The sequence below is a fragment of the Amycolatopsis sp. NBC_01307 genome, from assembly GCF_035975215.1.
Lineage (GTDB): Bacteria > Actinomycetota > Actinomycetes > Mycobacteriales > Pseudonocardiaceae > Amycolatopsis.
The window spans coordinates 5,860,249-5,883,933 of the sequence record NZ_CP108403.1 but is presented as its reverse complement, the minus strand read 5'-3'; the positions used below and the strand labels follow the sequence as shown (position 1 = coordinate 5,883,933).

25 protein-coding genes and 1 riboswitch are annotated in these 23,685 nt (G+C 71.7%); of the genes, 14 read left to right on the top strand and 11 right to left on the bottom strand.

Annotated elements, in window-relative coordinates; translation table 11 throughout:
- Positions 1-3 precede the first annotated feature (3 nt).
- The 3 genes from OG439_RS25225 to OG439_RS25215 all read left to right on the top strand — a co-directional run bounded on the left by OG439_RS25225 (position 4) and on the right by OG439_RS25215 (position 4,104).
- On the top strand, positions 4-867 hold the full coding sequence (locus tag OG439_RS25225; RefSeq protein ID WP_247055183.1) for a DegV family protein: 864 nt from the start codon (positions 4-6) through the stop codon (positions 865-867).
- Between the two features lie 142 nt (positions 868-1,009).
- Positions 1,010-1,726 (top strand): ComEA family DNA-binding protein, encoded by a 717-nt coding sequence (locus tag OG439_RS25220; RefSeq protein WP_326943324.1) that lies wholly within the window; start codon positions 1,010-1,012, stop codon positions 1,724-1,726.
- Positions 1,723-4,104: a ComEC/Rec2 family competence protein gene (locus OG439_RS25215; protein ID WP_326943323.1), complete on the top strand. Its 2,382-nt coding sequence runs from the start codon at positions 1,723-1,725 to the stop codon at positions 4,102-4,104. The genes OG439_RS25220 and OG439_RS25215 overlap by 4 nt, the downstream gene beginning before the upstream one ends.
- A gap of 62 nt (positions 4,105-4,166) precedes the next feature.
- Here OG439_RS25215 and thrC read toward each other — a convergent pair whose 3' ends face one another.
- Entirely contained in the window at positions 4,167-5,432 is a 1,266-nt protein-coding gene (thrC, locus tag OG439_RS25210; protein ID WP_247055177.1) for a threonine synthase, read from the bottom strand.
- Positions 5,433-5,444: 12 nt separating this feature from the next.
- A riboswitch (SAM riboswitch) is annotated at positions 5,445-5,578 on the bottom strand.
- Positions 5,579-5,714: 136 nt separating this feature from the next.
- Between thrC and holA the strand changes: the two genes are divergently transcribed.
- Positions 5,715-6,695: a DNA polymerase III subunit delta gene (gene holA / locus OG439_RS25205; protein WP_247055175.1), complete on the top strand. Its 981-nt coding sequence runs from the start codon at positions 5,715-5,717 to the stop codon at positions 6,693-6,695.
- 51 nt (positions 6,696-6,746) lie between these two features.
- On the opposite strand, the gene rpsT is transcribed toward holA, so the two are convergent.
- The gene (rpsT, locus tag OG439_RS25200; protein WP_247055174.1) at positions 6,747-7,007 is read right to left on the bottom strand and encodes a 30S ribosomal protein S20; all 261 of its coding nucleotides are present in this window, start codon (positions 7,005-7,007) and stop codon (positions 6,747-6,749) included.
- Between the two features lie 350 nt (positions 7,008-7,357).
- On the opposite strand from rpsT, the gene OG439_RS25195 reads away from it, so the two are divergent.
- Positions 7,358-8,239 (top strand): DMT family transporter, encoded by an 882-nt coding sequence (locus OG439_RS25195; RefSeq protein ID WP_326943322.1) that lies wholly within the window; start codon positions 7,358-7,360, stop codon positions 8,237-8,239.
- A 23-nt stretch (positions 8,240-8,262) separates the two neighbouring features.
- The gene (locus OG439_RS25190; RefSeq protein ID WP_326943321.1) at positions 8,263-8,637 is read left to right on the top strand and encodes a VOC family protein; all 375 of its coding nucleotides are present in this window, start codon (positions 8,263-8,265) and stop codon (positions 8,635-8,637) included.
- On the opposite strand, the gene OG439_RS25185 is transcribed toward OG439_RS25190, so the two are convergent.
- Positions 8,634-9,254, bottom strand: a complete 621-nt coding sequence (locus OG439_RS25185; RefSeq protein WP_326943320.1) for a class I SAM-dependent methyltransferase — start codon at positions 9,252-9,254, stop codon at positions 8,634-8,636. The two genes, OG439_RS25190 and OG439_RS25185, sit on opposite strands and share 4 nt — an antisense overlap.
- A 115-nt stretch (positions 9,255-9,369) precedes the next feature.
- Here OG439_RS25185 and lepA point away from each other — a divergent pair, with 115 nt between their 5' ends.
- Positions 9,370-11,211 (top strand): translation elongation factor 4, encoded by a 1,842-nt coding sequence (lepA, locus tag OG439_RS25180; protein WP_326943319.1) that lies wholly within the window; start codon positions 9,370-9,372, stop codon positions 11,209-11,211.
- A gap of 132 nt (positions 11,212-11,343) precedes the next feature.
- Complete coding sequence (locus OG439_RS25175) at positions 11,344-11,913, top strand: Uma2 family endonuclease (protein WP_326943318.1); 570 nt, start codon at positions 11,344-11,346, stop codon at positions 11,911-11,913.
- On the opposite strand, the gene OG439_RS25170 is transcribed toward OG439_RS25175, so the two are convergent.
- Genes OG439_RS25170 through OG439_RS25160 form a run of 3 tightly spaced genes read right to left on the bottom strand, consistent with a single transcriptional unit; the run spans position 11,893 to position 13,485 of the window.
- The gene (locus tag OG439_RS25170) at positions 11,893-12,411 is read right to left on the bottom strand and encodes a PH domain-containing protein (RefSeq protein WP_326943317.1); all 519 of its coding nucleotides are present in this window, start codon (positions 12,409-12,411) and stop codon (positions 11,893-11,895) included. The two genes, OG439_RS25175 and OG439_RS25170, sit on opposite strands and share 21 nt — an antisense overlap.
- 20 nt (positions 12,412-12,431) lie before the next feature.
- Complete coding sequence (locus OG439_RS25165; protein WP_326943316.1) at positions 12,432-13,013, bottom strand: hypothetical protein; 582 nt, start codon at positions 13,011-13,013, stop codon at positions 12,432-12,434.
- A 25-nt stretch (positions 13,014-13,038) separates the two neighbouring features.
- Positions 13,039-13,485, bottom strand: coding sequence for a pyridoxamine 5'-phosphate oxidase (locus OG439_RS25160; protein WP_326943315.1), 447 nt, complete (start codon positions 13,483-13,485; stop codon positions 13,039-13,041).
- Between the two features lie 95 nt (positions 13,486-13,580).
- On the opposite strand from OG439_RS25160, the gene OG439_RS25155 reads away from it, so the two are divergent.
- Positions 13,581-14,126: a hypothetical protein gene (locus OG439_RS25155; RefSeq protein WP_326943314.1), complete on the top strand. Its 546-nt coding sequence runs from the start codon at positions 13,581-13,583 to the stop codon at positions 14,124-14,126.
- A gap of 53 nt (positions 14,127-14,179) precedes the next feature.
- On the opposite strand, the gene OG439_RS25150 is transcribed toward OG439_RS25155, so the two are convergent.
- Positions 14,180-15,955: a family 20 glycosylhydrolase gene (locus tag OG439_RS25150; RefSeq protein WP_326943313.1), complete on the bottom strand. Its 1,776-nt coding sequence runs from the start codon at positions 15,953-15,955 to the stop codon at positions 14,180-14,182.
- A 117-nt stretch (positions 15,956-16,072) separates the two neighbouring features.
- Here OG439_RS25150 and OG439_RS25145 point away from each other — a divergent pair, with 117 nt between their 5' ends.
- Positions 16,073-17,122 (top strand): NAD(P)H-dependent flavin oxidoreductase, encoded by a 1,050-nt coding sequence (locus tag OG439_RS25145; protein WP_326943312.1) that lies wholly within the window; start codon positions 16,073-16,075, stop codon positions 17,120-17,122.
- Here the strand turns inward: OG439_RS25145 and OG439_RS25140 are convergent.
- The 3 genes from OG439_RS25140 to OG439_RS25130 all read right to left on the bottom strand — a co-directional run bounded on the left by OG439_RS25140 (position 17,119) and on the right by OG439_RS25130 (position 20,834).
- Positions 17,119-18,579: an amino acid permease gene (locus OG439_RS25140; protein WP_326943311.1), complete on the bottom strand. Its 1,461-nt coding sequence runs from the start codon at positions 18,577-18,579 to the stop codon at positions 17,119-17,121. The two genes, OG439_RS25145 and OG439_RS25140, sit on opposite strands and share 4 nt — an antisense overlap.
- Before the next feature lie 89 nt (positions 18,580-18,668).
- Positions 18,669-19,718, bottom strand: a complete 1,050-nt coding sequence (locus tag OG439_RS25135) for an alpha/beta fold hydrolase (RefSeq protein ID WP_326943310.1) — start codon at positions 19,716-19,718, stop codon at positions 18,669-18,671.
- 150 nt (positions 19,719-19,868) lie between these two features.
- On the bottom strand, positions 19,869-20,834 hold the full coding sequence (locus OG439_RS25130; RefSeq protein ID WP_247055144.1) for a quinone oxidoreductase family protein: 966 nt from the start codon (positions 20,832-20,834) through the stop codon (positions 19,869-19,871).
- A 58-nt stretch (positions 20,835-20,892) separates the two neighbouring features.
- On the opposite strand from OG439_RS25130, the gene OG439_RS25125 reads away from it, so the two are divergent.
- From OG439_RS25125 to OG439_RS25110, 4 genes are all read left to right on the top strand, one after another.
- A complete protein-coding gene (locus OG439_RS25125; protein WP_247055142.1) occupies positions 20,893-21,096 on the top strand; it encodes a hypothetical protein in 204 nt (67 codons plus the stop codon).
- Positions 21,097-21,107: 11 nt separating this feature from the next.
- Positions 21,108-21,572, top strand: a complete 465-nt coding sequence (locus OG439_RS25120; protein ID WP_326943309.1) for a ribonuclease domain-containing protein — start codon at positions 21,108-21,110, stop codon at positions 21,570-21,572.
- Positions 21,569-21,937: a barstar family protein gene (locus OG439_RS25115; protein WP_247055138.1), complete on the top strand. Its 369-nt coding sequence runs from the start codon at positions 21,569-21,571 to the stop codon at positions 21,935-21,937. Before OG439_RS25120 ends, OG439_RS25115 begins: the two co-directional genes overlap by 4 nt.
- Before the next feature lie 77 nt (positions 21,938-22,014).
- Positions 22,015-22,836: an alpha/beta fold hydrolase gene (locus OG439_RS25110; RefSeq protein ID WP_326943308.1), complete on the top strand. Its 822-nt coding sequence runs from the start codon at positions 22,015-22,017 to the stop codon at positions 22,834-22,836.
- 52 nt (positions 22,837-22,888) lie between these two features.
- Here the strand turns inward: OG439_RS25110 and OG439_RS25105 are convergent, their stop codons facing one another.
- The gene (locus OG439_RS25105) at positions 22,889-23,662 is read right to left on the bottom strand and encodes an enoyl-CoA hydratase family protein (RefSeq protein WP_326943307.1); all 774 of its coding nucleotides are present in this window, start codon (positions 23,660-23,662) and stop codon (positions 22,889-22,891) included.
- Between the last annotated feature and the right edge of the window lie 23 nt (positions 23,663-23,685).

The following is a 23,685-nucleotide window of genomic DNA, read 5'->3' as shown; positions in this document are numbered from 1 at the left end:
GGCGTGTCGGTCGCCGTAGTCACGGATTCCACCGCCCACCTGCCGGAGGGGTTCGCCGAACGGCACGAGGTCCGGGTGGTGCCGCTGCACGTCCTGGTCGACGGCGTGGTGTCGCTCGACGGCGTGGAAACCGGCCCGGCGGCGGTCGCCGAGGCGATGAGCCAGCGCAAGATCGTCACGACGTCGCGGCCGACCCCGGCCGAGTTCGCCAAGGAGTTCCGGGCGGCGCTCGCCGACGGCGCGGACGCGATCGTCTCCATCCACCTTTCCCGCGAGCTGTCGGGCACCTGGGAAGCGGCGGTGCTGGCGGCCCAGGAGGTCGGGCCGGACCGGGTGCGCGTGGTCGACTCGCGCACGACCGCGATGGGCCTCGGGTTCGCCGCGCTGCACGCCGCGGACGCCGCCGCGGCCGGCGCGGATCCGAAGGCGGTCGAGGCGGCGGCGATGACCGCGGCCAAGTGCTCCTCGACGTTGTTCGTCGTGGAAACCCTGGAGTACCTGCGCCGCGGCGGCCGGATCGGCCCGGCGGCGGCGCTGCTCGGCACGGCGCTGGCGGTGAAGCCGGTGCTGCACATGTCCGACGGCCGGATCCTGCCGCTGGAGAAGGTCCGGACCATGAACCGGGCGATCGCGCGGCTGGTCGAACTGGCGGCCCGCGCGGCGGACGACGACGACGTCGAGCTCGCCGTCCACCACCTCGCGTCGCCGGACCGGGCGGTCGAGCTGGCGAACCGGCTGGAAGAAGCCGTGCCGCGGTCGGCGGGCTGCGTCGTCTCGGAGCTGGGCGCGGTGATCGGCGCGCACACCGGGCCCGGCGTGCTGGGCGTGGTCGTGCAGCGCACGGTGCCGGCCCGGCCGGACGCCTGACCCTCCAGCATCTCATCCGGGTATGACGAAAACCGCCGTTCCCGGGCCCGGCCGGCGGCATCCGTCCACAACACCCCAGTTGTCCACAGGACGCGGCGCCACCCCTGTCGCCCGCCTCCCCGCGGCCCCTAACGTCGATCGTGTGTTCGAGCAGCCCGCCCGGGATCCGGGCCTCCCCGTCAACGACCGGCTCGCCTGGCTGGCCGACCAGCTCTCGCCCGACGCGAGCACGGTCGGGCCCGGCGGCCGGTTGGTCCGGCGCTGGCTGCCGGGCGGAGCGACCGGCGCGGGCCGGCGCCGCTGGGCGTTCGCCGGTGTCTTCGTGGCCGTCATGGTGCTCGTCCTCGGCTCGGTCGCGCTGCTGGGCGGCCGTCCGGCGCCCGAGCCACCGCCTCCGCTGCCCAGCGCGAAACCCGCGGCCGAAGCTCCGGCCGCACCGAAGGCCGGTCTCGTCGTCAGCGTGATCGGCCGTGTCCGGTCGCCCGGCCTGGTCACCGTCCCCCAGGGATCCCGCGTCGCCGACGTGCTGCGCGCCGCCGGGGGAACCGACCCCGGCGCGGACCTCAGCGCCGTGAACCTCGCCCGCAAGGTGACCGACGGCGAGCAGCTCGCGGTCGGGATCCCGGCGCCCATGGCACCGCCCGGTGCCCCCGAAGGTGGCGGCGGGAAGGTCGACCTCAACGCGGCGAGCCCGGACCAGCTGGACACCCTGCCCGGTGTCGGCGAAGTGACGGCCAAGCGGATCGTCCAGTGGCGCGCGGAGCACGGCGGCTTCACGAAAGTCGAGCAACTGCGCGACGTCGACGGCATCGGCCAAAGCAAGTTCGAGAAGCTCCGCGAGCAGGTGACGGTCGGATGAACACGATTCCCGCGACCGACACCCGGCAGGACATGCGGCTGGTCCCGGCGGCGCTCGCGTGCTGGCTCGCCGCCCTGGCCGGGCTGCTGCTCGGCTGGTGGACGGCGGTCGCCGTCGGTCTCGCCGCGGCCGTGCTCGCCGGGGTGCTGCTCTGGCGGGCACGTGGCCGGTCCCGGGTGTTCGGCGCGGCGGCGGCGCTGCTGGTGCTCGGCCTGGTCGCCGCCGGTCCGATCGCCTGGCGGATCCACGACGCCGAGCAAGACGGCCTGCGTGCGGCCGCGGCCCAGGGACTGCCCGCGACGCTCACGGTGGTCGTCGCGGAACGGCCGAAGCCGGTGCGGAGCGCGGGGTACGCCGATCGGCAGGCGGGCGCCCGGTCCGTGGTCCTGTCCGCCGACGTGCGCGCGGCGTCTGTCGACGGACAGTCGGTCGTCTCGTCCGGGCGGGTCCTGCTGCTCGCGCCGGTCGCGGACTGGGCGGGCGTGCTGCCGGGGCAGGAAGTCCGGGTGGCGGGCCTGCTGATGCCACCGCGTGGCGCGGACCTGACCGTGGCGGTGCTGTCCGTGCGTGGCCCGCCGGGTGATCCGGGCCCGGCGCCGTGGTGGCAGAAGGCCGCGGCCGGACTGCGGTCCGGCCTGCACGACCTGAGCCAGACCCTGCCGGAAGAACCCGCGGGACTGTTGCCGGGCCTGGTCCTGGGCGACACGAGCGGGTTGTCCCCTCGGATCGAGCAGGAGTTCGTCACGGCGGGGCTCGCGCACCTGACAGCGGTGAGCGGGGGAAACCTCGCCGTGGCGTGCGGCGCGGTCCTGCTCCTGCTGCGAGTGCTTCGGCTGGGCCCGCGGTTGTCGGCCGTCGCGGCGGGCCTGTGCCTGGCCGGGTTCCTGGTCCTGGTCGGTCCGGAGCCGAGCGTGTTGCGCGCCGGGGTCATGGCGGCGGTCGCGTTGCTGGCCCTGGCACTGGGACGGCGGGGCTCGGCGCTGCCCGCGCTGGCCTTCGCGGTCTGCGTGCTGGTCGTGGCGGATCCGGCGATGGCCACGGACTTCGGGTTCGCGTTGTCGGTCTTCGCCACCGCCGGTCTCGTCCTGCTGGCTCCGCGCTGGGCGGGGGTGCTGGTCCGCCGCGGCGTCCCGCCGGGCTTCGCCGAAGGGCTGGCGATCCCGCTCGCCGCCTTCGTGGTGACGGCGCCGGTGCTGGCCGGGATGGCGGGCACGGTGAGCCTGGTGTCGGTGGTGACCAACGTCCTCGCCGCGCCCGTCGTCGCCCCGGCGACGGTGCTCGGGGTGCTGGCGACGGTCGTCGGGCCGTGGTGGCCGGGCGCCGGCACGTTCCTGGTGCACCTGGCCGGCCCGGAGGCCGAGTGGCTGATCTTCGTGGCGCGGCACGGCGCGCGAGCCCCGGGCGCGGTCGTTCCCTGGCCCGGCGGCTGGGCGGGCGCGCTGCTCGCGGCGGCCGTCCTCGCGGTGCTCGTGTTCGCCGTGCGGTACCGGCGGGTCCGGCTGCTCCTGGCGGTGCTGATCGTCGGCGCGTTGCTGGTGTTCGTGCCGGTGCGGGTGCTCGCGCCCGCGTGGCCGCCGCGGAACTGGGCGATGGTCGAGTGCGACGTCGGCCAGGGTGACGCGGTCGTGCTGGCGACGGCCGAGCCGGGGCGGGCCGTGGTGGTGGACACCGGGCCCGAGCCGGGGCCGGTCGACGAGTGCCTGCACCGGCTGTCGGTCGACCGGATCCCGTTGCTGGTGCTGAGCCACCTGCACGCCGACCACATCGGCGGGCTCGCGTCGGTCTTCGACGGCCGGTCGGTCGGCGGGATCGCCGTCGGACCGGGGCGGACGCCGGAGTGGGCGTGGCGGCAGGTCGCCGCGGAGGCGTCCCGCCGCGGCGTGCCGCTGGTGGAGCTGAGCCCGGGCGAGCGGGTCGACCTGCCCGGGCTGGCGCTCGACGTGCTCGGGCCGCGGTACGTGCCGTCGCGCTCGGCCGGTCAGCAGGACGGCACGACGATCAACAACAGCTCGGTCGTCCTGCGGGCGGAAACGGCCGCCGGTCGCGTGCTGATGACGGGTGACGTCGAACTGGCGGCCCAGTCGGACCTGCTGGCCGATGTCGGAGACCTGAAAGCGGAGGTGCTCAAGGTGCCCCACCACGGCTCGCGGTACTCGCTGCCGGCCTTCCTCGCCGCGGTGGCGCCGCGCGCGGCGCTCATCAGCGTCGGCGCGGGCAACACCTACGGCCACCCGAGCAAGTCCACAGTGGACACTCTGACGGCGTTGGGCGCCTTGGTGACCCGGACCGACGTCGACGGCGACACCGCTGTGGTCCCGGACCCGTCAGGCCCGGCGATAGCCCGCCGGGGCGAGCCACGCGGCCCGCCCCACCGCTGACTTCCGTTGCCCGGCAACGCGTTCCCGCCGGGGCGGGCGTGGCTCGCCCCGGCGGGGAGACGTCAGTAGCCGAGGGCCTTGTTCACGGCCGCGGCCGAAGCCGGCACGGTCGCCTTGGGGCCGACGTGGTTCTCGATGGCGTCGAGGGTCTTGAGGCCGTCGCCGGTGATGAGGAGGACCGTCTCGGCGTCCGGGTCCAGCTTGCCCGTCTCGATCAGCTTCTTCGCCGTGGCGACGGTGACCCCGCCGGCCGTCTCGGTGAAGATGCCCTCGGTGCGGGCCAGCAGCCGGATGCCTTCGACGACCTCTTCGTCGGTGACGTCCTCGATCGAGCCGCCGGTGCGGTTGACGATGTCGAGCACGTACGGGCCGTCGGCCGGGTTGCCGATCGCCAGCGAGCGGGCGATGGTGTCCGGCTTCACCGGCTGGACGACGTCCTGGCCGGCGCGGAACGCGGCCGAGACCGGCGAGCAGCCGGTGGCCTGGGCGCCGAACACCTTGTACGGGCTGGCGTCCACGAGGCCGAGCTGGCCCAGCTCGCGGAAACCCTTGTCCACCTTGGTGAGCTGTGAACCGGAGGCGATCGGCACGACGATCTGCGGCGGGATCCGCCAGCCGAGCTGCTCGGCGACCTCGAAGGCGAGTGTCTTCGAACCCTCGGAGTAGTACGGGCGGACGTTGACGTTCACGAAGGCCCAGCTCGGGTGCTCACCGGCCAGTTCGGTGGCGAGCCGGTTGACGTCGTCGTAGTTGCCGTCGACGGCGATCAGGTCGCCGTCGTACACCGCGGTGGTGAGGATCTTGGCGCGCTCGAGGGACTTGGGGATCAGCACGACCGACTTCCAGCCCGCGCGCGCCGCCGCGGCGGCGACGGCGTTGGCCAGGTTGCCGGTCGAGGGACAGGCGAGCACCTCGAAGCCGAACTCGCGGGCCGCGGCCAGCGCCACGGCGACCACGCGGTCCTTGAAGGAGTGCGTCGGGTTGCCGGTGTCGTCCTTGACCCACAGGCGCTTGAGGCCGAGCTCCTTGGCCAGGCGGTCGGCGCGGATCAGCCGCGTCGAGCCGGGCTCGGTGTTCGGGATCTCTTCGATGTTGGACGGGACCGGGAGGAGCTTCTTGTAGCGCCAGATGTTCTTGGGGCCGGCCTCGATGTCTTCGCGGCGGACGCGGCCGAAGTCGTAGGCGACCTCGAGCGGCGAGAAGTCTTCGGCGGAGACGAACTCGGGGGCGAGCGGCTGCCGGTGGCCCTCTTCCTTCGACACCAGTTCGACGGCCGGTCCGAGATCCGGGGTCTTGGTGGTGGAGGTCGTGCCGAGGGTTGCGGTCATCGCGAGGTTCCTTCCTCATCTGCCCCGCCGAAGCGGGCCGGAATTGGCACCGTGGTCGTCAGCTATCCCGCGATCGCGGGATGACAGGCTGTACGCCGGTTGCCGGGGCTTCGTCGGGCCGTTCCCTCTGCCCCTCTGGATGAGCGGTATTCAGTTGTCGGAGCGCGCGAGAAAGCGCGCCGCCTCCAGGACACCGTACGACATGGCACTCGGGCCGTGCCATGGTGGCCGCTCGACATCACCGGAGCGGGCGCACGAAGCAGCAAGTGAGAAGATTCCCGGGTGACCGCGCAAGCCACCGCCCCGGCCCCGCTCCACCTGGTCCTGGGTGAGGAAGAACTGCTGATCGAGCGGGCCGTCCGCGAGACGCTGGCCGCGTCCCGCGCGATCGACGCGACGGCCGAGCTGACGCGGGCCCGGGTGTCCGATCTCACAGCTCCCGAGCTGGCCGAACTCGTCAGCCCGTCGCTGTTCAGCGAAGGCCGGGTGATCGTCCTCGAGTCGGCGCAGGACATCTCGCAGGAGCTGGCCGACGCCGTGACGTCGTACCTGAAGGACCCGGCGGCCGGGATCGTGCTCGTCGTCGTGCACACCGGCGGCGGGCGCAGCAAGGCGGGCAAGACGCTCCCGGCGGTGCTGAAGAAGGCCGGCGCCGAGGTGACGGAGTGCCCGAAGCTGACCAAGCCCGCCGAGCGGGAGCAGTTCGTGCGCCACGAGGTGCGCCGGGCGGGCGGCAAGATCGACCCGGCCGGGGTCGCGGCGCTCATCGACGCCGTGGGCTCCGACCTGCGGGAACTCTCCTCGGCCGCGATGCAGCTCGTCGCGGACGCCGGCGGGGTGGTCGACGCGGACGCGGTCCACCGCTACCACCGCGGCCGCGCCGACGTGACCGGGTTCGCGGTGGCGGAGAAGGCCGTGAGCGGTGACCGCGCGGCCGCCCTGGAGTCGCTGCGCTGGGCGATGCAGCTCGGCGTCCCGTACGTCCTGGTCGCCGACGCGCTGGCCGACGCGGTCCGCACGATCGCCCGCGTCTCCGGCGCGGGCCGCGGCAACCCGAACCAGCTGGCCGGGGAGCTGGGCATGCCGCCGTGGAAGGTCCGCAAGGCCCAGGGCCAGTCCCGCGGCTGGAACCAGGACGGCCTCGCCACGGCGATGCGGGTGGTCGCCCGGCTGAACGCCGAGGTCAAGGGCGTCGCGGCGGACCCGGGTTACGCGCTGGAACGCGCGGTCCTGCAGGTGGCGGCGGCCAAGGGCGACCGCTGAACATGAAGAAAGCCCCGGCCGGGGCCGGGGCTTCTCCAGAGATCAGCTCGCTCAGAGCGAGTTGACGCGCTTCGCGAGCGCCGACTTCTTGTTGGCGGCCTGGTTGGCGTGGATGACGCCCTTCGAGACGGCCTTGTCCAGCTTCTGGGCGGCGTCGCGCTGCAGCTCGACGGCCTTGGCCTTGTCACCGGAGTCAGCGGCTTCGCGGACCTTGCGGATCGCGGTCTTCACCGAGGACCGGATCGCCTGGTTGCGCTGACGCGCCTTCTCGTTCGTGGTGATGCGCTTGATCTGCGACTTGATGTTGGCCATGAGGCGCTCCTGCTTTCACTCGGTGAGATTCGCCGCCGCGCTGGTGTGGCCCCGCTGAAGCGGGTTTCCTCCATGACGGAATGCCGCACGGCAACGAGCAGCAACTTTAACAGCCCGGCCCCGGCCCGCCGCGAGCGCGTCCGGCCGGGCGTGGATCACCGGGAGTACGGTGGACGGCGGTAGTGCCTAGGGTTCCGTCACCGGTCCGCCCCAGCCAGCAGGACAACCAGGATCCGGTGGGTCTGGTCCGAGCGGCACCGTCGGCGGGTCCGGAAGTCCCGCCGTTCATCTGACGGGGCAAAAGCCTGGAGGACCCGGTTTCGCGCGCGCGAAACCCGTAAGGGGTCCCTGTGAACACCACCGCACTGTCCTTCGTCGTCGTCGCGGCCGTCGTGCACGCCGCGTGGAACCTCGCCGCCAAGCGGGTCCGCTCCGGCGGCACCCAGTTCGTCTGGCTCTACTACACGGTTTCCGCCGTCGCCCTGCTGCCGGTGACGGTCGTGCTGGTGGCCGTCGAGCCGCAACGTCCACAGTGGAGCTGGCTGCTGGCCGCGGCGGGCACGTCGGTGCTGCACGTCGCCTACGGCATCGTCCTGCAGCGCGGCTACCGCGTCGGCGACCTCTCCGTCGTCTACCCCGTCGCGCGGGGCACCGGGCCGCTGCTGTCGGTGCTGGCCGCCGTCCTCGTCCTCGGCGAACGGCCCGGCTGGCTCGGGCTGCTCGGCGCGTTCCTGGTGATCACCGGGGTGCTCGTGATCAGCACCGGCCGCCGGGGCGCCGCCGCGGCCGACCCGGCCGCCGCCAAGGCCCGGCGCGCCGGGATCTTCTACGGCGTCTTGACCGGGGCCGTCATCGCCGGCTACACGCTCTGGGACGCGCACTCGGTGACCGGCATCGGCATGCCGCCGATCGTGTACCTCGGCCTCGGCACACTGATCCAGAGCGCCATGCTCCTGCCGAGCGCGCGGGCGGGCCGGTCCGAGGTGACGCGGCTCTGGCGCGAGCAGCGGCGCGAGGTGCTGATCGTCGGGCTGCTGTCGCCCGTCGCCTACATCCTCGTGCTGTTCGCCCTGACGATGGCGCCGGTCAGCCTGGTGGCGCCCGCCCGGGAGCTGAGCATCGTGCTGGGCGGTCTCGCCGCGTGGCTGGTGCTGGGCGAGCGCGACGCCGTGCGGCGGCTCGCCGGGTCCGTGATCGTGCTGTCCGGCATCGTCGCGATTGCGGCGGCCTGAGGACCTCCGGTAGGGATGGTCGGATGGAAGTCCTGAAGAGCAGGCTGCTGATCCGCCCGCGCGACGCCGAGGCGTCGACCGCGTTCTACCGCGACACCCTCGGCCTGGCCGTGGAGCGTGAGTTCCCCGGTGGCACCGTGTTCTTCCTGGGGCACGGCTCCCTGGAGGTGTCCGGCTCGGGCGAGGCGGGCGCGTCGCCCGATCTGGTGCTCTGGGTGCAGGTCCGCGACCTGGCCGGCGAGCTGGCCGAGCTGAAGGCGAAGGGCCTGACGCCGGTGCGGGACGCCCAGCGCGAGCCCTGGGGCCTGGACGAGGCTTGGATCGCCGATCCGGACGGCACGCGCATCGTGCTGGTCGAGGTGCCGGAAGGACACCCGATCCGCACGGACACCCGCTAGGCGGGCTTGACGGCCCGCAGCTGCGCGGCGAGCGCGGTGAAGCCGGGCGGTTCCCAGGTCCACGTCTGCAGGTCGGCGAAGCCCGCTTCGGCGGCTTCGTCGGCCAGCACGTGCCTGCTCACGGGCAGCCACTTCTCGTGCGCGGACAGCAGCAGCCGGCCACCCGGGCGCAGGACGCGGAACAGCTCGGCGAAGCCGGCCGCGCGGTCGTCCCAGAGCATGACGTTGTTCACGGTGAGGACGACGTCGACGGACTCGCCGGGCTCGCCGGTGTGCGCCGCCGACCCCTCCCGGAGCTCGACCTGGTCACCGCAGCGCTCGTGGCACAGGGCCAGCATCGCGGGGGAGGGGTCGACGCCGATCGTGCGCCCGGCCAGCCGTGCGGCGGCGTGGAGGCCGACGCCGGGGCCGGGGCCGACGACCAGGACGGTCTCGTCCGGCTCGAGCTTCGCCAGGTCGACTACGCGGTGTTCGGTGGCGGAGTTGCCCCGGGCCATGAGCCGGCCGCCGAGGCGGCCGAGCAGGCCCGAAGGGTGACCGAAGACACGGTCGAGAACCCGGGCGAGGCCGTCCGGATCAGGCTGGGGAGGTGGTGCGGGCTGGTGCGATGTGCTCATACTTCGAGGGCACCACGGATCACGTGGGCTCGCATCGGGGATGACCCCCACTCGCACCCGGAGCGCCATGGGAGCATAGAGGTGGCCATCCCCGACTTTCCGAGGACTCATTCGAGTGACGACGTTCGCCGACACGACCTTCACGCCTCCGGAGCTCATCCGGAACTTCTGCATCATCGCGCACATCGACCACGGCAAGTCCACCCTGGCCGACCGCATGCTGCAGCTCACCGGCGTCGTGGAAGAGCGGGCCATGCGCGCGCAGTACCTCGACCGGATGGACATCGAGCGCGAGCGCGGGATCACGATCAAGGCCCAGAACGTCCGGCTGCCCTGGCAGGTCGACGGGCAGGACCACGTCCTGCACATGATCGACACCCCGGGCCACGTCGACTTCACCTACGAGGTCTCCCGGGCGCTGGAGGCGTGCGAAGGCGCGGTCCTGCTGGTCGACGCCGCGCAGGGGATCGAGGCCCAGACCCTGGCCAACCTCTACCTCGCGCTCGAGAACAACCTCCAGATCATCCCGGTGCTCAACAAGATCGACCTGCCCTCGGCCGACCCCGACAAGTACGCGGGTGAGCTGGCCCACATCATCGGCTGCGAGCCCGACGACGTGCTGCGGGTCTCGGCCAAGACCGGCATCGGCGTCGGCGCGCTGCTCGACGAGGTCGTGAAGATGGTCCCGGCGCCCCAGGGCGACGCGGACGCGCCGGCCCGCGCGATGATCTTCGACTCGGTGTACGACACCTACCGCGGCGTCGTCACCTACATCCGGGTGGTCGACGGCAAGATCACCCCGCGCGAGCGCATCAAGATGATGTCCACCGGCGCCACCCACGAGCTGCTGGAAGTCGGCATCATCTCGCCGGAACCCAAGCCCAGCAAAGGACTCGGCGTCGGCGAGGTCGGCTACCTGATCACCGGCGTGAAGGACGTCCGCCAGTCCAAGGTCGGCGACACCGTGACGTCCGAACGCCACGGCGCCAAGGACGCGCTGGCCGGGTACCGCGAGCCGAAGCCGATGGTCTACTCCGGACTGTATCCGGTGGACGGTTCGGACTACCCCGAGCTGCGCGAGGCCCTCGACAAGCTCCAGCTGAACGACGCCGCGCTCGACTACGAGCCGGAGACGTCGGTGGCGCTGGGCTTCGGCTTCCGCTGCGGTTTCCTCGGCCTGCTGCACCTGGAGATCACGCGTGACCGGCTCGAGCGCGAGTTCGGCCTCGACCTGATCTCCACGGCACCGAACGTCGTCTACGACGTGGTGCTGGACGACGGCAAGGAAATCCACGTCACCAACCCGTCGGACTGGCCGACCGGCAGCAAGATCGACAAGGTGCTGGAGCCGGTCAGCAAGGTCAGCGTCCTGGCGCCGTCGGAGTTCATCGGCACGATCATGGAGCTGTGCCAGAACAAGCGCGGTCAGCTGCTCGGCATGGACTACCTGTCCGAGGACCGGGTCGAGCTGCGGTACAACATGCCGCTGGGCGAGATCATCTTCGACTTCTTCGACACGCTGAAGTCGCGTACGCGCGGCTACGCGTCGCTGGACTACGAAGAGGCCGGCACGCAGGCGGCGGACCTGGTCAAGGTGGACATCCTGCTGCAGGGCGAGGGTGTGGACGCGTTCTCCGCGATCGTGCACAAGGACGACGCCTACAACTACGGCAACCGCATGGTGAACCGGCTGCGCGAGCTGATCCCGCGGCAGAACTTCGAGGTCCCCATCCAGGCGGCCATCGGCGCCCGGATCATCGCGCGCGAAACGATTCGCGCGATCCGCAAGGACGTTCTGGCCAAGTGCTACGGCGGTGACATCTCGCGTAAGCGCAAGCTGCTGGAGAAGCAGAAGGAAGGCAAGAAGCGGATGAAGACCGTCGGCCGGGTCGAGGTCCCGCAAGAGGCTTTCGTCGCCGCACTGTCCACTGAGGACTCCGGCAAGAACAAGAAGTAAGTGTTCCGCTGATGTGACACCGGCGCCTGCATTCACGCTTCCGTGTGAATGCGGGCGCCGAACCCGTGTTCGACGCCGTTTCTGTCGGTGCCCTCTGGTGTGCTCTGGTGCGAAGAGCGAAAGGAGAGCACCATGACGGTCATGGCAGACATCGAGCATCCCGCCGATTCGGGCCCCCTGACGGTGCAGGACCTCGAGGGGATGCCGGATGACGGGCGAAGATACGAGCTCATCGACGGGGTGCTCATCGTGAGTCCCGCGCCTGGTCTCAGACATCAGACAATCGGGTATCGGCTCTACGGTGTGCTCGAGTCCGTGTGTCCAGCTGAGTTCTACGTCGTCGGAGCACCGTTCGCGGTGCACTCGGGCGACAAGATCGAACTGCAGCCGGACGTCCTGGTCGGCCGGGACGAGGACTTCACCGAGAAGGATCTCCCGGCACCCCCGGTGCTGGCCGTCGAGGTGCTGTCGCCCAGCACGGCGATCTACGACTGGAACCTCAAGAAAGCCATCTACGAGCGGCTCGGTACCGCCAGTTTCTGGGTGATCGACCCTACCGAGCCCGCGTTGACGGTGTTCGAGCTGGACGTGGACGGCAACTACCAGCAGGTGGCCAAGGCGGCGGGCGACGAGATCTTCGAGGCCGAGCGGCCGTTCCCGGTGCGGATCGTGCCGCGGGAGCTACTGGGCCGGCTCGGCTGAGCCCGGCTGTTCCTGGGCCTGGCGCACGTCGCGCAGCGCTTGGACCACGTCGGTGAACTCGGTCGGCCCGAGCTTGAGCCAGCGCCGGGTGCTCACCCGCTCGCCCTGCTGCGGGTGGTCGTAGCGCACCACCTGGGTCTGGATCCGCTCGTCGGCGGCGGTGACGATCCAGAGCGCGGTGTAGGACGTGTCGGCGCCGAGGTGCTGCGCGGGCGCGGTCGTGACGTCGGCGACTTCGGACCACGGCAGCTCACGGACGGTCAGCAACCGCCGGAGGCGAAGGCCGCTCGGACCGGCCTGGATCCCGGAGAGGGCGCTCAGCGCCATCACAACGCCGGCGACGGCGATGAACACGAGGAGGAAGATGGCCTGAGGCACGTGACCGAGGGAGATCGACACCCCGGTCAGGGCGAGTCCGATGGCGCCGAGGACAACAGCGTTGCGCTTCGCGAGATGCCGGTGCGCCTCGGGAGGTGAGATGCGCTGCCATTCGCTCATGGCGGAAGTATGCCTGAGCGTCAGCGACGCCGGAGGCGGGGTTCGCCGCGGGTGTCGGCGTGCAGCCGGCGGTGGCGCAGTTCGCGGCGGAGCCGGTCGATCACGGCGTTGAACAGGGCCGGGTCGAGGATCGCGGTCTGGTCGAACTGCCGTCTTCGCGCCGGTGCCGGTTCGAGCCGGCTGCGCGGCGCGAAGCACTGCACCGAGCTCTCGACACCCTCGCCGGTGACCAGGTCGAGCCAGATCGCGTCGCGCAGGTAGCCGTCGCCGAAGCGGGCCGAGCGGCGGGCGGTGACGTCGGCGATCTCGGCCCACGGCACCAGCCGGGTGCTCATCGTGCCCGCGGGCAGGCGGATGCCTTCGTCGCCGAGGGTGAGGTCACGCAGGCCGTCGAAGCCGCGCTTGAGCACACGGGCGCGTGACGCCCGGAAGATCAGCACGGCGACGAGCACGGTCGCCGCGTAGGCGCCGGCGATCAGCCAGCCGGGCAGGCCGCGCACCAGCCCCAGGGCGAGGGCCGCGCCGAAGCCCGCGTCGATGACGGCGAGCAGGCCGATGAGGACCTTCGCCGGGATGGTGACGCGGGGCGGGGACTCGGACAACGGAAGCTCCTGGGGCCGGACGGGCTCAGCGGTTGCCGATTATCCGGTCCGCCGTGACGAACACCGCAACCCGCCGCTCTTCGGCCATCACGCGGTCGTACTCGGCCCAGTCGTCGTGGGTGCCGGTGGCGGCGATGAAGACGTCGCGAAGCAGCTTCGGCAGCCCGGCGGCGTCGAAGGCCGGGTCCGGGTCGTCGGGCCCGATCAGGTGCGTGGCGCCGGTGACGGAGTGCCAGTTCCAGCCACGCCGGAACGTCACCGTGGCGTGCCCGGCCAGCCGCAGCAGCGCGAGCTTGTGCGCCCGGCCGAGGGCGACGAACGCGACGCCGGGTGCCCCGGTCACCGGGTCCTCGTAGACCCCGGCGTTGACGACGGAGGAGTGGACGGTGCCGTCGGCGCGCGTCGTGGAGATGGTGGCGAGGCCGTTTTCCTGCAGCGACAGGGTGCGAACCTGCTCGAGATCAGCGCTCATGAACCAAGCTAACCCGGTCGCGGCGCCGGGTGTTCCGGTTTCACGGGGTGGAGTGCGGCCTTGACTGTCCGCACCGGCCGGGGAAGCCTCGTTCCATGCGGCTGGGCATCGCCCACCACTTCGGGTGGGCAGTGGCTGTCACGGCGTCGGCCGACCACCGGGTCGTGGACCGCCGGCGGATCGAGCTGGTCGAGCCCGGCGTGGCAGCGGCCCCGATCCACCACGACGGCAAACACCTCGACGACCCGGCCGCGGCGGCCCTGGTGGCGCTGGTCCGCGCGTCGGCGACCCGGGCGGCGTCGACCGAACTGGACCGCCTCGCCGCCGCACTGCCCGAACCGATCGTGTCGATGTCGCTCAGGTCGTGGCCGCCGGATTTCCCCGAGGACATCGCGGTCCAGCGCCGCGTGCCGTACGAGGCCCGCGCCGACTCGGTCATGTACCGCCAGGTTCTGGCGGAACTGGCCCACGCCCGCGGCTGGCAGGTACACCTCTACGAAGCCAAGGACGTAGAACACCAAGCGGCGGCCATCCTCGGCCCACGGACCGACGAGGTACTCCACGGCCCGCGGGCGGCACTGGGCCCACCCTGGACAAAGGACCACCGAACGGCCTTGGCCGCAACGATCATGGCCGGGTGAAGTACGCCCTCAGCCGTGCGACGTGCCGGGCGGACTGGCGTCGCCCCGCCGGCTCAGCAGGGGCCGTTGTCGGTCCATGCTCCCCACTGGCCGGTGGTTCCCGGCTCCTCGCTTTGTGTCCACCACTTCGCCGTCCACTTGTGGCCGTTGTGGGAGACCACGTTGCTGCCCGTGTACACCTGCGACGCGCTCCACGCCGGGTCCGTGCACGTGCCTGGAGTCGTTGTGCCGCCCGTGTCCCAGGCCACCTGCGATGAGCGGTAGAAGTTGATCGACTGCGCTGTCCAGCGTGGGGCCTGGGCGCCCAAGCGGGTGCGGAACGTCGTCCAGTCGTGCGTCGACCACGGGGACCAGCCCAGCTCCGCGTGGGCCGCCAAGCGGGGGAAGGCCAGGTAGTCGATGTCCGCCGGGGTGACCACCGTTTCCGCCCACAGCGGGGATTCCACTCCGCGGACCGCCGATTCGCCCACGCCCGACAGGTACGCGCCCGGGTTCCAGTTGTACGCGTCCTGGACCTCGATGTAGCCCGCCCACGACAGGCCGATCGGGGTCGAGCTGTTGTACTTCATGTCCAGGTACGCCTTGTTCGCCGGCGACAGGATCACCTTGCTGCCGCGGGAAACCGCCGTCGAGACACCCGCGTCCGAGGTGGACGTCCCCCAGAACTGCGGGGTCGCAGTCGCGGGCAAGGAAGCCTTCGCGATGTCGTGCCAGCCGATCGCCGACTTGCCGGTGGCCGTCACCAACGGCATCACCTTGTTCACGAACGTCACGTAGTCCGCCGCCGACGTCGATGACGCCTCGTCGCCGCCTATGTGGAGGTACGGGCCCGGGGTCAGGGCCGCCAGCTCGCGCAGGACGTCCGCGATGAACGTGTACGTGATGTCCTTCGAGATGCACAACGAGCTGTAGCCGACCGCCGTGTCCGTCCGCAGCGCCGGTGCGACGCCGTTGCAGTTCAGCTCCGCGTACGACGCCTGTGCCGCGTTGACGTGCCCCGGCATGTCGATCTCGGGGATGACCGTGATGTGCCGCGAGAGCGCGTAGTTCACGATGTCCGTGTACTGCGCCTTCGTGTAGTAACCGCCCGCGCCGCCGCCGACCTGGGTGCTGCCGCCGTACGTCGTCAGGCGCGGCCAGCTGTCGATCTGGATGCGCCAGCCCTGGTCGTCGGCGAGGTGCAGGTGCAGGTTGTTGATCTTGTACTGGGCCAGCTGGTCGATGTAGCGCTTGACCGTCGCCACCGGGTGGAAGTGCCGGGCGACGTCGAGCATCGCGCCGCGGTAGCCGAACCGCGGGTAGTCCACGATCGTCGCTCCCGGCACGCTCCACGGCCCCGGCTGGGCCGACGCGCTCTCGACGCTGCCGGGCAGCATCTGCCGCAACGTCTGGACGCCGGCGAAGAGCCCGTCCGCCGTCTGGGCCCGCACGGTGACCGACGACGCCGTCGACACCAGCTGGTAGCCCTGCGCGCCGACCGAGGACGGCGCGCCGCTCAGCAGCAGCGCGATGCTGTCGGCCGGCACGGACGCCGGGGCGTCGGACACCGGCAGCGCGTAGCCGGTCGACGGCCGCAGGACGCCGCCGAGGTAGGTGCCGACGTCCTTGGCCGGCGCCGAACCGGCCTCGGTGACGATCTTCGTCGTCGAGACCAGGGGGAAGCTGACGCCGGCCGCCGCGGTCACCGACACCGGCACCGGCACGATCGACTGCAGCGCGGGCGTGGCGGCCGACGCGGCCGGGGCGAGCTGGGCGGCCGTCGTACTGGCGCCGACCAGGGCCACTACGGCGAGTGCGCGGCCGAGGCGCCGCGTGCGGGCTGTCTTCACCGGTCCTCCTGGCGGGAAGGGCGCGACATCGCCGTCGCGCCTGCCCGGATCGTCGCATTTCCCAGGTTCCTGGTCTAGACCAATCTGGGTGGTTTGCGCGGGACTACGCTCGGCAGCATGTTCGACGAGCTGACGTTCCCGGTGATCGCCGCGCCGATGGCCGGTGGTCCGACCACTCCCGAGCTGGTCGCCGCGGTCACCGAAGCCGGTGGCTTCGGCTTCCTCTCGGCCGGCATGCTCACGCCCGCGGCCCTGGCCGCGCAGATCGACCGGACCGCCGAGCTGACCGGCGGCGCGTTCGGCGTCAACCTCTTCGTCCCGCAGCCGGACACCGGCGCCGACCTCACGGCCTACCGCGAACGCCTGCTCGCCGTCGCCCGCGAATACGACGTCGAGCTCGGCGAAGCGCAGTGGGACGACGACGCGTACCCGGCGAAGCTGGACGTCGTGCTCGAGAAGCGTGTCCCGGTGGTGTCGTTCACCTTCGGGCCGCCGTCGCCGTCGGACGTCGTCCGGCTGCACGAGGCCGGCAGCAAGGTGCTCGTCACCGTCACCACGCCGGAAACCGCCGTCCGAGCGGCGAGCCTCGGCGCCGACGCCTTGGTCCTGCAGGGGTTCGAGGCGGGCGGGCACCGATCGCTGTTCACCGACGACGCCGACCAGCCCGGCGGTGGCGCGGAGTACGGCGTCCTCGCGCTGCTGCGGCTCGTCGCCGCCCGCGTGGACGTGCCGCTCATCGCGGCCGGGGGCCTGGTCCACGGCGGTGACGTCGCGGCCGTGCTCGCCGCCGGTGCGGCGGCCGCCCAGCTGGGCACGGTCTTCCTGCGCGCCGACGAGGCCGGCACGTCCGAGGCGCACCGCAAGGCCCTGGTCGTCGCCGAGCGCGAGACGGCGTTCACCCGCGCCTTCAGCGGCCGGCCGGCGCGCGGACTGGTCAACCGGTTCATGGACGAGCTGTCCGCGGGCGCGCCCGCCGCGTACCCGCAGATCAACCGCATGGCCGGGCCGGTGCGCAAGGCGTCGGCGGCGGCCGGCGACCCGGAGGCCATCTCGCTGTGGGCGGGCCAGACCTACCCGCTCGGCTACGACGCCTCGGCGGCGGTGATCGTCGAGCGGCTGAAGGTCGAGGCGCGCGCGGCCGCCGCACGCCTCGACCGGATCCGCTAGTCCGTCGTCTCGACCTCGCCGCCCGTGCGGTTCATCAGGGAGTGCCGCTTGCTGTAGGCGAAGTAGATGACCATGCCGATCAGGAACCAGACGGCGAACCGCACCCAGGTCGCCGGCTGCAGGAACGTGATCAGCCAGATCGAGAACACGACGCCGACCGCGGGCACCACCGGCATGCCCGGCGTCTTGAACGTGCGCTTGAGGTCCGGCCGCTTGTAGTGCAGCACGATCACCGCGACGCAGACGACGACGAACGCGAGCAGGATGCCGATGTTCGTCAGCTCGGCGGCCTCACCGATCGGCAGCACGCCGGCGATGATCGCGGACGCGCCGCCGAGGATCCAGGTCATCCGGCTCGGCACCTGGGTCTTCGGGTGCGTCTTGCCGAACCACGGCGGGAGCAGGCCGTCGCGGCTCATCGAGTAGCCGACGCGGGTGGCGCCCATCAGGAACGTGAACAGCACGGTGAGGATGCCGATGATCGCGCCGATCGCGATCACGGTGGCCAGCCCGTCGAGGCCGACCGACTTGAACGCCGTCGAGAAGCCGCTCTTCGGGTCGATCTCGGTGTACTTCTGCATGCCGGTCAGCACCAGGCAGGCCAGCACGTACAGCACCATCGAGATGGCCAGCGAGTAGATGATCGCCTTCGGCATGTGCCGCTGCGCGTCCTTGGACTCCTCGGCCGCCGTCGACATCGCGTCGTAGCCGAACACCGCGAAGAACACCGTCGCGGCGCCGGTCACCGCGCCGCCGAAGCCGGCCGGGGCGAACGGCGTGTAGTTGCCGGTCTTGACGTAGAAGAAGCCCACCAGGATGACGACCAGCACGATCAGGACCTTGATCCCGACCATCACCGTCTCGAACCGGGCCGCGCTGCGGATGCCGCGGTTGAGCAAGTACGCGATCAGCAGGCACAGCAGCGCGGCGAACAGGTCGACCTTGTGGCCGGGCCCGGTGCCGGGCGCGCCCAGCATCCACGCGGGCAGGTCGAGCCCGAGCTGCCCGAGCAGGAAGCTGAAGTAGCCGGAGATGCCGATCGCCACCACCGACACGATCGCCGTGTACTCCAGCAGCAGGTCCCAGCCGATGAACCAGCCGACGACCTCGCCGAGCACCGCGTAGCCGTAGGTGTAGGCCGAGCCGGCCTTCGGGATCAGGCCGGCGAACTCGGCGTAGGAGAACGCGGCCGCCGCGCTGGCGACACCGGCGATGAGGAACGAGATGAGTACGGCCGGGCCGACGCCGGGGATGCCCGCCGCGTCGTCGCCGTGCGCGACGCTGCCGGCGAGGGCGAAGATCCCCGCGCCGATGATGCCGCCGATGCCGATGGCGGTCAGCTGCCACAAGCCCAGGGTGCGTTTGAGGCCCGCGGCTTCGGAGGTGTCGGGGATCTGGTCGATCGGCTTGCGCCGGAAGATGCCGGAGCTGCTGCCCAGGCCTCCTGGAGCGGACATCATCGTCTCCCGAACGTCGGTGAACGGCCCGGATCACGGACCCAACGGGGGAACCTACCGGCAACCCCGCCGGGCTACAGCGCGAGCGATCAACCCGCCGCGGTGTCCTCGCTCACGCCGTCGGCGGCACTCGCCGCGGCGCGCTTCGCCTGGGTGGTGCGGACCGCGCTCGCGGCGAAGAACGTGAGCAGCTCGGCGATCTCCGCCGGGTCGTCCAGCTGCGGGCAGTGCCCCCAGTCCTCGCGGACCAGCAGCCTGCTGTGCGGCACCAGCGTGTGCAGCTGGCGCCCGGACGCGGCGGTGACGAGCTTGTCCTTGCCGCACGCGACGACCAGCAGCGGCACCGTGACGGAGTCGAGCCGGTAGGCGTCGGCCAGCTCGGCGACGAGCTGCCGGGCCTGTTCCAGGCGGCTCTTGGTCGCGCGGTAGTCGGGGAAGAGCGCGGTGAAGCGCTGCACCTGGGCGACGTCGGCCGCGTGCGCGTCGGCGTAGAGGAACCGCGGGACGAGCTGCTCGGCCACCTTGCGCACCAGGAAGCCCGGCACCGGGACGGGCAGCGACGAGTACAGCCGCAGCGGCAGCGGGTAGCGCGCCATCGTGCGGATCAGCCACGAGTCCACGAAGCCCGGTGCGGCGATCGAGACGACGCCGGAGAGCGGCAACCGGGCGTTCTGGGCGGCGCGCAGGCTCATGGTGCCGCCGAGGGAGTTCCCGGCCAGCACGACCGACCCGAGCACGGCCTGCTCGCGGACGACGGCGGTGGTGAACGCGTCGAGCTGCGGCAGCATCGGGCCGGGCCGCAACGGCTGGGCGTCCCCGAACCCGGGGAGGTCGACGGCGATCGCCGGGATCCCGGCGGCCGCGAGCTGCTCCAGGGCGGGGCGCCAGGTGTCGGCGCTGTCGCAGTAACCGTGCAGCAGCACCAGCCTCGGCGCGGACGGCCGCACGTGCGGAGCGGCGGCCCGGCGGCGCAACGAGCGTCGCGCGGGGGACTGCTCCGGGTCCTGGACGGGATCGCCGACTTCGAGGACGCGGGTGCGGACTCCGGCGTAGCGCCGGAAGGAGACCCGGACGGGGTCCGGGTCGCTGCTGGGCCGGCCGCCCGGTTCAGCCGGAACGGGCCGCTTCGTCGCGGTCATGACTCCAGATTAGCTGGCCGGAGTGGAGTTCCGGTGGACCTTCGGTGCTAACGACCAGATCTCGATAAGAGTCCGTTGACAATTCACGAAGTAGCCGGTACAAGCGGTGACCTGGGCGGATCCACGGCGGATCCGCCCAGGTCACGGCGATCAGCGGGTGAAGACGATCTTCCCGGCGGTGTCGCCGTCCAGCATCGCCTGGAAGCCCTTGGCCGCATCGGCGAACGGAAGTTCCGCGCCGATCTGCGGCCGCACGCCGGTCAGGTCGAGGTACGCGAGCAGATCCGCGAGCTCGTCACGGGTGCCCATGGTCGATCCGGAGACGCGCAGCTGCAGGAAGAAGACGCGCTGCAGCTCCGCGTTCGCGTCGGGGCCGCTGGTCGAACCCGAGACGACGATGATCCCGCCCGGCTTGAGCGACTTCACCGAGTGCGACCAGGTCGCCTTGCCGACCGTCTCGAACACCGCGTCGACGCGCTCGGGCAGCCGCGCGCCGGACTCGAACGCCTGGTGCGCGCCGAGACTCGTGGCGAGCGCGCGCTTCTCCTCGGTGCGGCCGGTGACCCAGACCCGGAACCCGGCCGCGCGGCCGAGCTGCACGAGCGCCGTCGCGACGCCGCCGGACGCGCCCTGCACGAGCATCGTCTGCCCCGGCCGCAGCCCGGACTTCACGAACAGCATCCGGTAGGCGGTCAGCCAGGCCGTGCCCATGGTGGCGGCCTCGGCGAAGTTCAGCCCGGCCGGCTTCGGGACGACGTTGCGCGCCGGCACGACGACCTGGTCGGCGAAGGTGCCCTGGTGCTTCTCGGTGAGCAGCGTGCGCTTCGGGTCGAGGGTGTCGTCACCCTGCCAGCCCGGCGCGTTGATCACCGAGTGGACGACGACCTCGGAGCCGTCGTCGAGGGTGCCGGCGCCGTCGCAGCCGAGGATCATCGGGAACTGGTCCGGCTTGATCCCGACGCCGCGCAGCGTCCAGAGGTCGTGCATGTTGAGGCTGGCCGCCTTGACGTGCACGCGGACCCAGCCGTCGGGCACGTCGGGTTCGGGACGCTCGCCGACGACGAGCGAGTCCAAGGGGCTTTCGGCGTTGGGTTCTTGCGCGTAGACGGCGAACATGTCCAGAACGTACCGCCCCTGAAGCACGACGGCACGAGACCGCGCGTAGGCTCACACCGTGTTCAACGGGCTTGCCGACTGGTGGGACGGGGTCGAGCTGTGGCTCGCCCAGGCGTGGTTCCCCGTCCAGTTCGTGCTGGTGATGGTGGTCGTGGTGCCGCTGTGCCTGGCCGCCGCCTGGGTACTCGACAAGGTCGTCGGCCTCTTCGCCAGACGACTCACCCCGGGGCGTGACGACGACCGCCCCGACCGCTCGGCATAGGCTCGCGAACCATGTTCAACCGAAGGCGGATCACCGCCGCGCTGATCGGCCTCCTCGTGCTGGTGCTGGGGGGCTGGCTGGTCAAGGACAACCTCGGCGGCTCGTCGAACTCCTCGACGGCGCCCACCACGAGCGCCGGTTCCGCCGCGCCCGCCCAGGGTGGCTCGGCGGTGCCGGGCACGGACTCGGGCCTGCCGGTCAAGGCGCTGTCCACGCTGCCGACGCAGGCCGCCGACACCTGGAAGCTGATCAAGGCGGGCGGCCCGTACCCCTACCCCCGCAACGACGACGTCGTGTTCGAGAACCGGGAGAAGCGCTTGCCCGGCAAGCAATCCGGCTACTACCACGAGTACACCGTGAAGACGCCGGGCAGTGCCGACCGCGGCGCGCGCCGGCTGATCTCGGGCCGGGCGCACGAGCTGTTCTACACCGGCGACCACTACTCGTCGTTCGTCGTCGTGGACCCGGCCCGATGACCGCCGCGGAGCAGGCGAAAGCCGCCGCGGAAGAGGCCTTCGGGCGGGGCGCGTACCCGCACCTGGTGAACGCGCGGGCCGCGGTGGACAAGGCCGGCACGCTGAGCGCGTTCGCCGAGGCACTGTCCTTTCCGGACTACTTCGGGCACAACCTCGACGCGCTCTACGACTGCCTGACCGACCTGTCGTGGCTGCCGCCGGGCGAGCACGTGCTCATCTGGCCGGGCTCGGAGGCCCTGCGCAAGGCCGAACCCAAGACCTACCTGGCGATCCGCAGCGTGCTCTCGGACGCGCAGCGCACGCTCGGGCCGAGCGGCCCGAGCGCCGGCTCGTGGCGGCTCACGGTCGTGCTGCCGGACGCCTGACAGCGCCCGACCGCGCCTGACTGTGCCTGACAGCGCGGTACCAGCGTCGTACCAGGGCCGGCTGCGAATACTTGCGCGTGACCGAATATCGCTCGACCGACTCGCTCGACGGCACCGCGATCAGCTACGCCCATCGCGGTGCCGGGCCGGGGCTCGTGATCGTCCCCGGCAACAACCGGATGGCGCACGACTACGACCGGCTGGCCGGCGAACTGGCCGATCGGTTCGCCGTCTCGGTGATCGACCGCCGGGGGCGCGGGGCCAGCGGTCCGCAGGGCCCGGACTACACCCTCGAGCGTGAGATCGAGGATCTTCGCGCTGTCCAGCGCGCCGAAGACGCGCACCTCGTCTTCGGCCACAGCTACGGCGGTCTGGTGGCCCTGCAGTCGGCGCGCGCGGACCGGTCCCTCGACCGGCTGGTGGTGTACGAGCCGGCGGTGTCGTTGAACGGCTCGTTCGACCTGTCGTTCCTGCCCGATTTCGAGCGGCTGCTCGCGGCCGGCCGGCGAACCCGGGCCATGGCCCTGTTCCTGCACCGGACCCGCCTGACTCCGCTGCCCGGCTCGACCCCGAGGGTCGTGTTCCTCGCGCTCGCCGCTCTCCTGGTGGGTGGCAAGAGCGGCGTCGAGATGCGGGATCTCATGCCCACGACGCCACCGGAGCTGACCGAGGTCGCGCGGTACGACTCCGATGGCGCGACGTACGCCGAGGTCATGGCGAAGACACTGCTGCTCGGCGGCACCAAGACCCCGGCCTATCTCCTCGGGGTGCTCGAGCCGCTGAGCCGCGTGATCCCGCGAGCGCGGGTCGAGCTGCTCGACGGGGCGGATCACAACGCTCCCGACGAGAGCGCGCCGCGGGCGGTGGCGGAGCACCTCGCCGCGTTCCTCGCCGGGTGACGGCTCGCGCGGCCGGCGTTCGGTGCGGTGGCCGCACCGAACGCCGTACCGGCTAGTCCTGCGGGACCCAGTTCGGCTTGCGCTTCTGGGCGAAGGCCAGGATGCCCTCCTGGCCTTCCTCGCTCGCGAAGAACTTGGCCGAGAGGCCGAGCATGTCCTCGAAACCGTTCGACGGCGTCGCCGGGCGGGGGCGGCTTAGCAGCGCCTTCGTCGCGGCCAGCGCGTTCGGGCCGCCCTGGGCCAAGGCCTTGACGAACCGGGCGACCTCGCCGTCCAGTTCGTCGGCGGGGACGGCGGAGTTGAGCAGGCCGATCTCGACCGCGCGGCGCGCGTCGAACGTGTCGCCGGTGAGGAACAGCTCGTGCGCGGCACGTGCGTTCAGGCGGGGGAGCACCGTCAGCGAGATGACCGCCGGGACGACGCCGATGCGCACCTCGGAGAAGGCGAACGTCGCCTCCGGCACGGCCACGGCGATGTCGCACGCGGCGACCATGCCGATGCCGCCGGCCCGCGCGGGCCCGGCCAGCCGCGCGACAACCGGCTTCGGGCTGCTCCACAGCTGCTCGAGGATATTCGGGAACTCGTTGACGCCCTGGTCGCCCGCGCCGGCGCCGCGGGCCTCCTTCAGGTCCATCCCCGCGCAGAACACCGGCCCGGTGTGGGTCAGCACGACCACGCGCACGGCGTCGTCCTCGGCGGCCTTCGCCAGCGAGTCCGAGAGTTCGCGGCGCAGCTGCGCCGAGAGCGCGTTGCGGTTGTGCGGGGAGTCCAAGGTGATCGTGGCGGTGCCGCCCACCACGTCGTAGTGCACCAGTTCGTCAGCCATGACCGACACCTTTACACACCCCG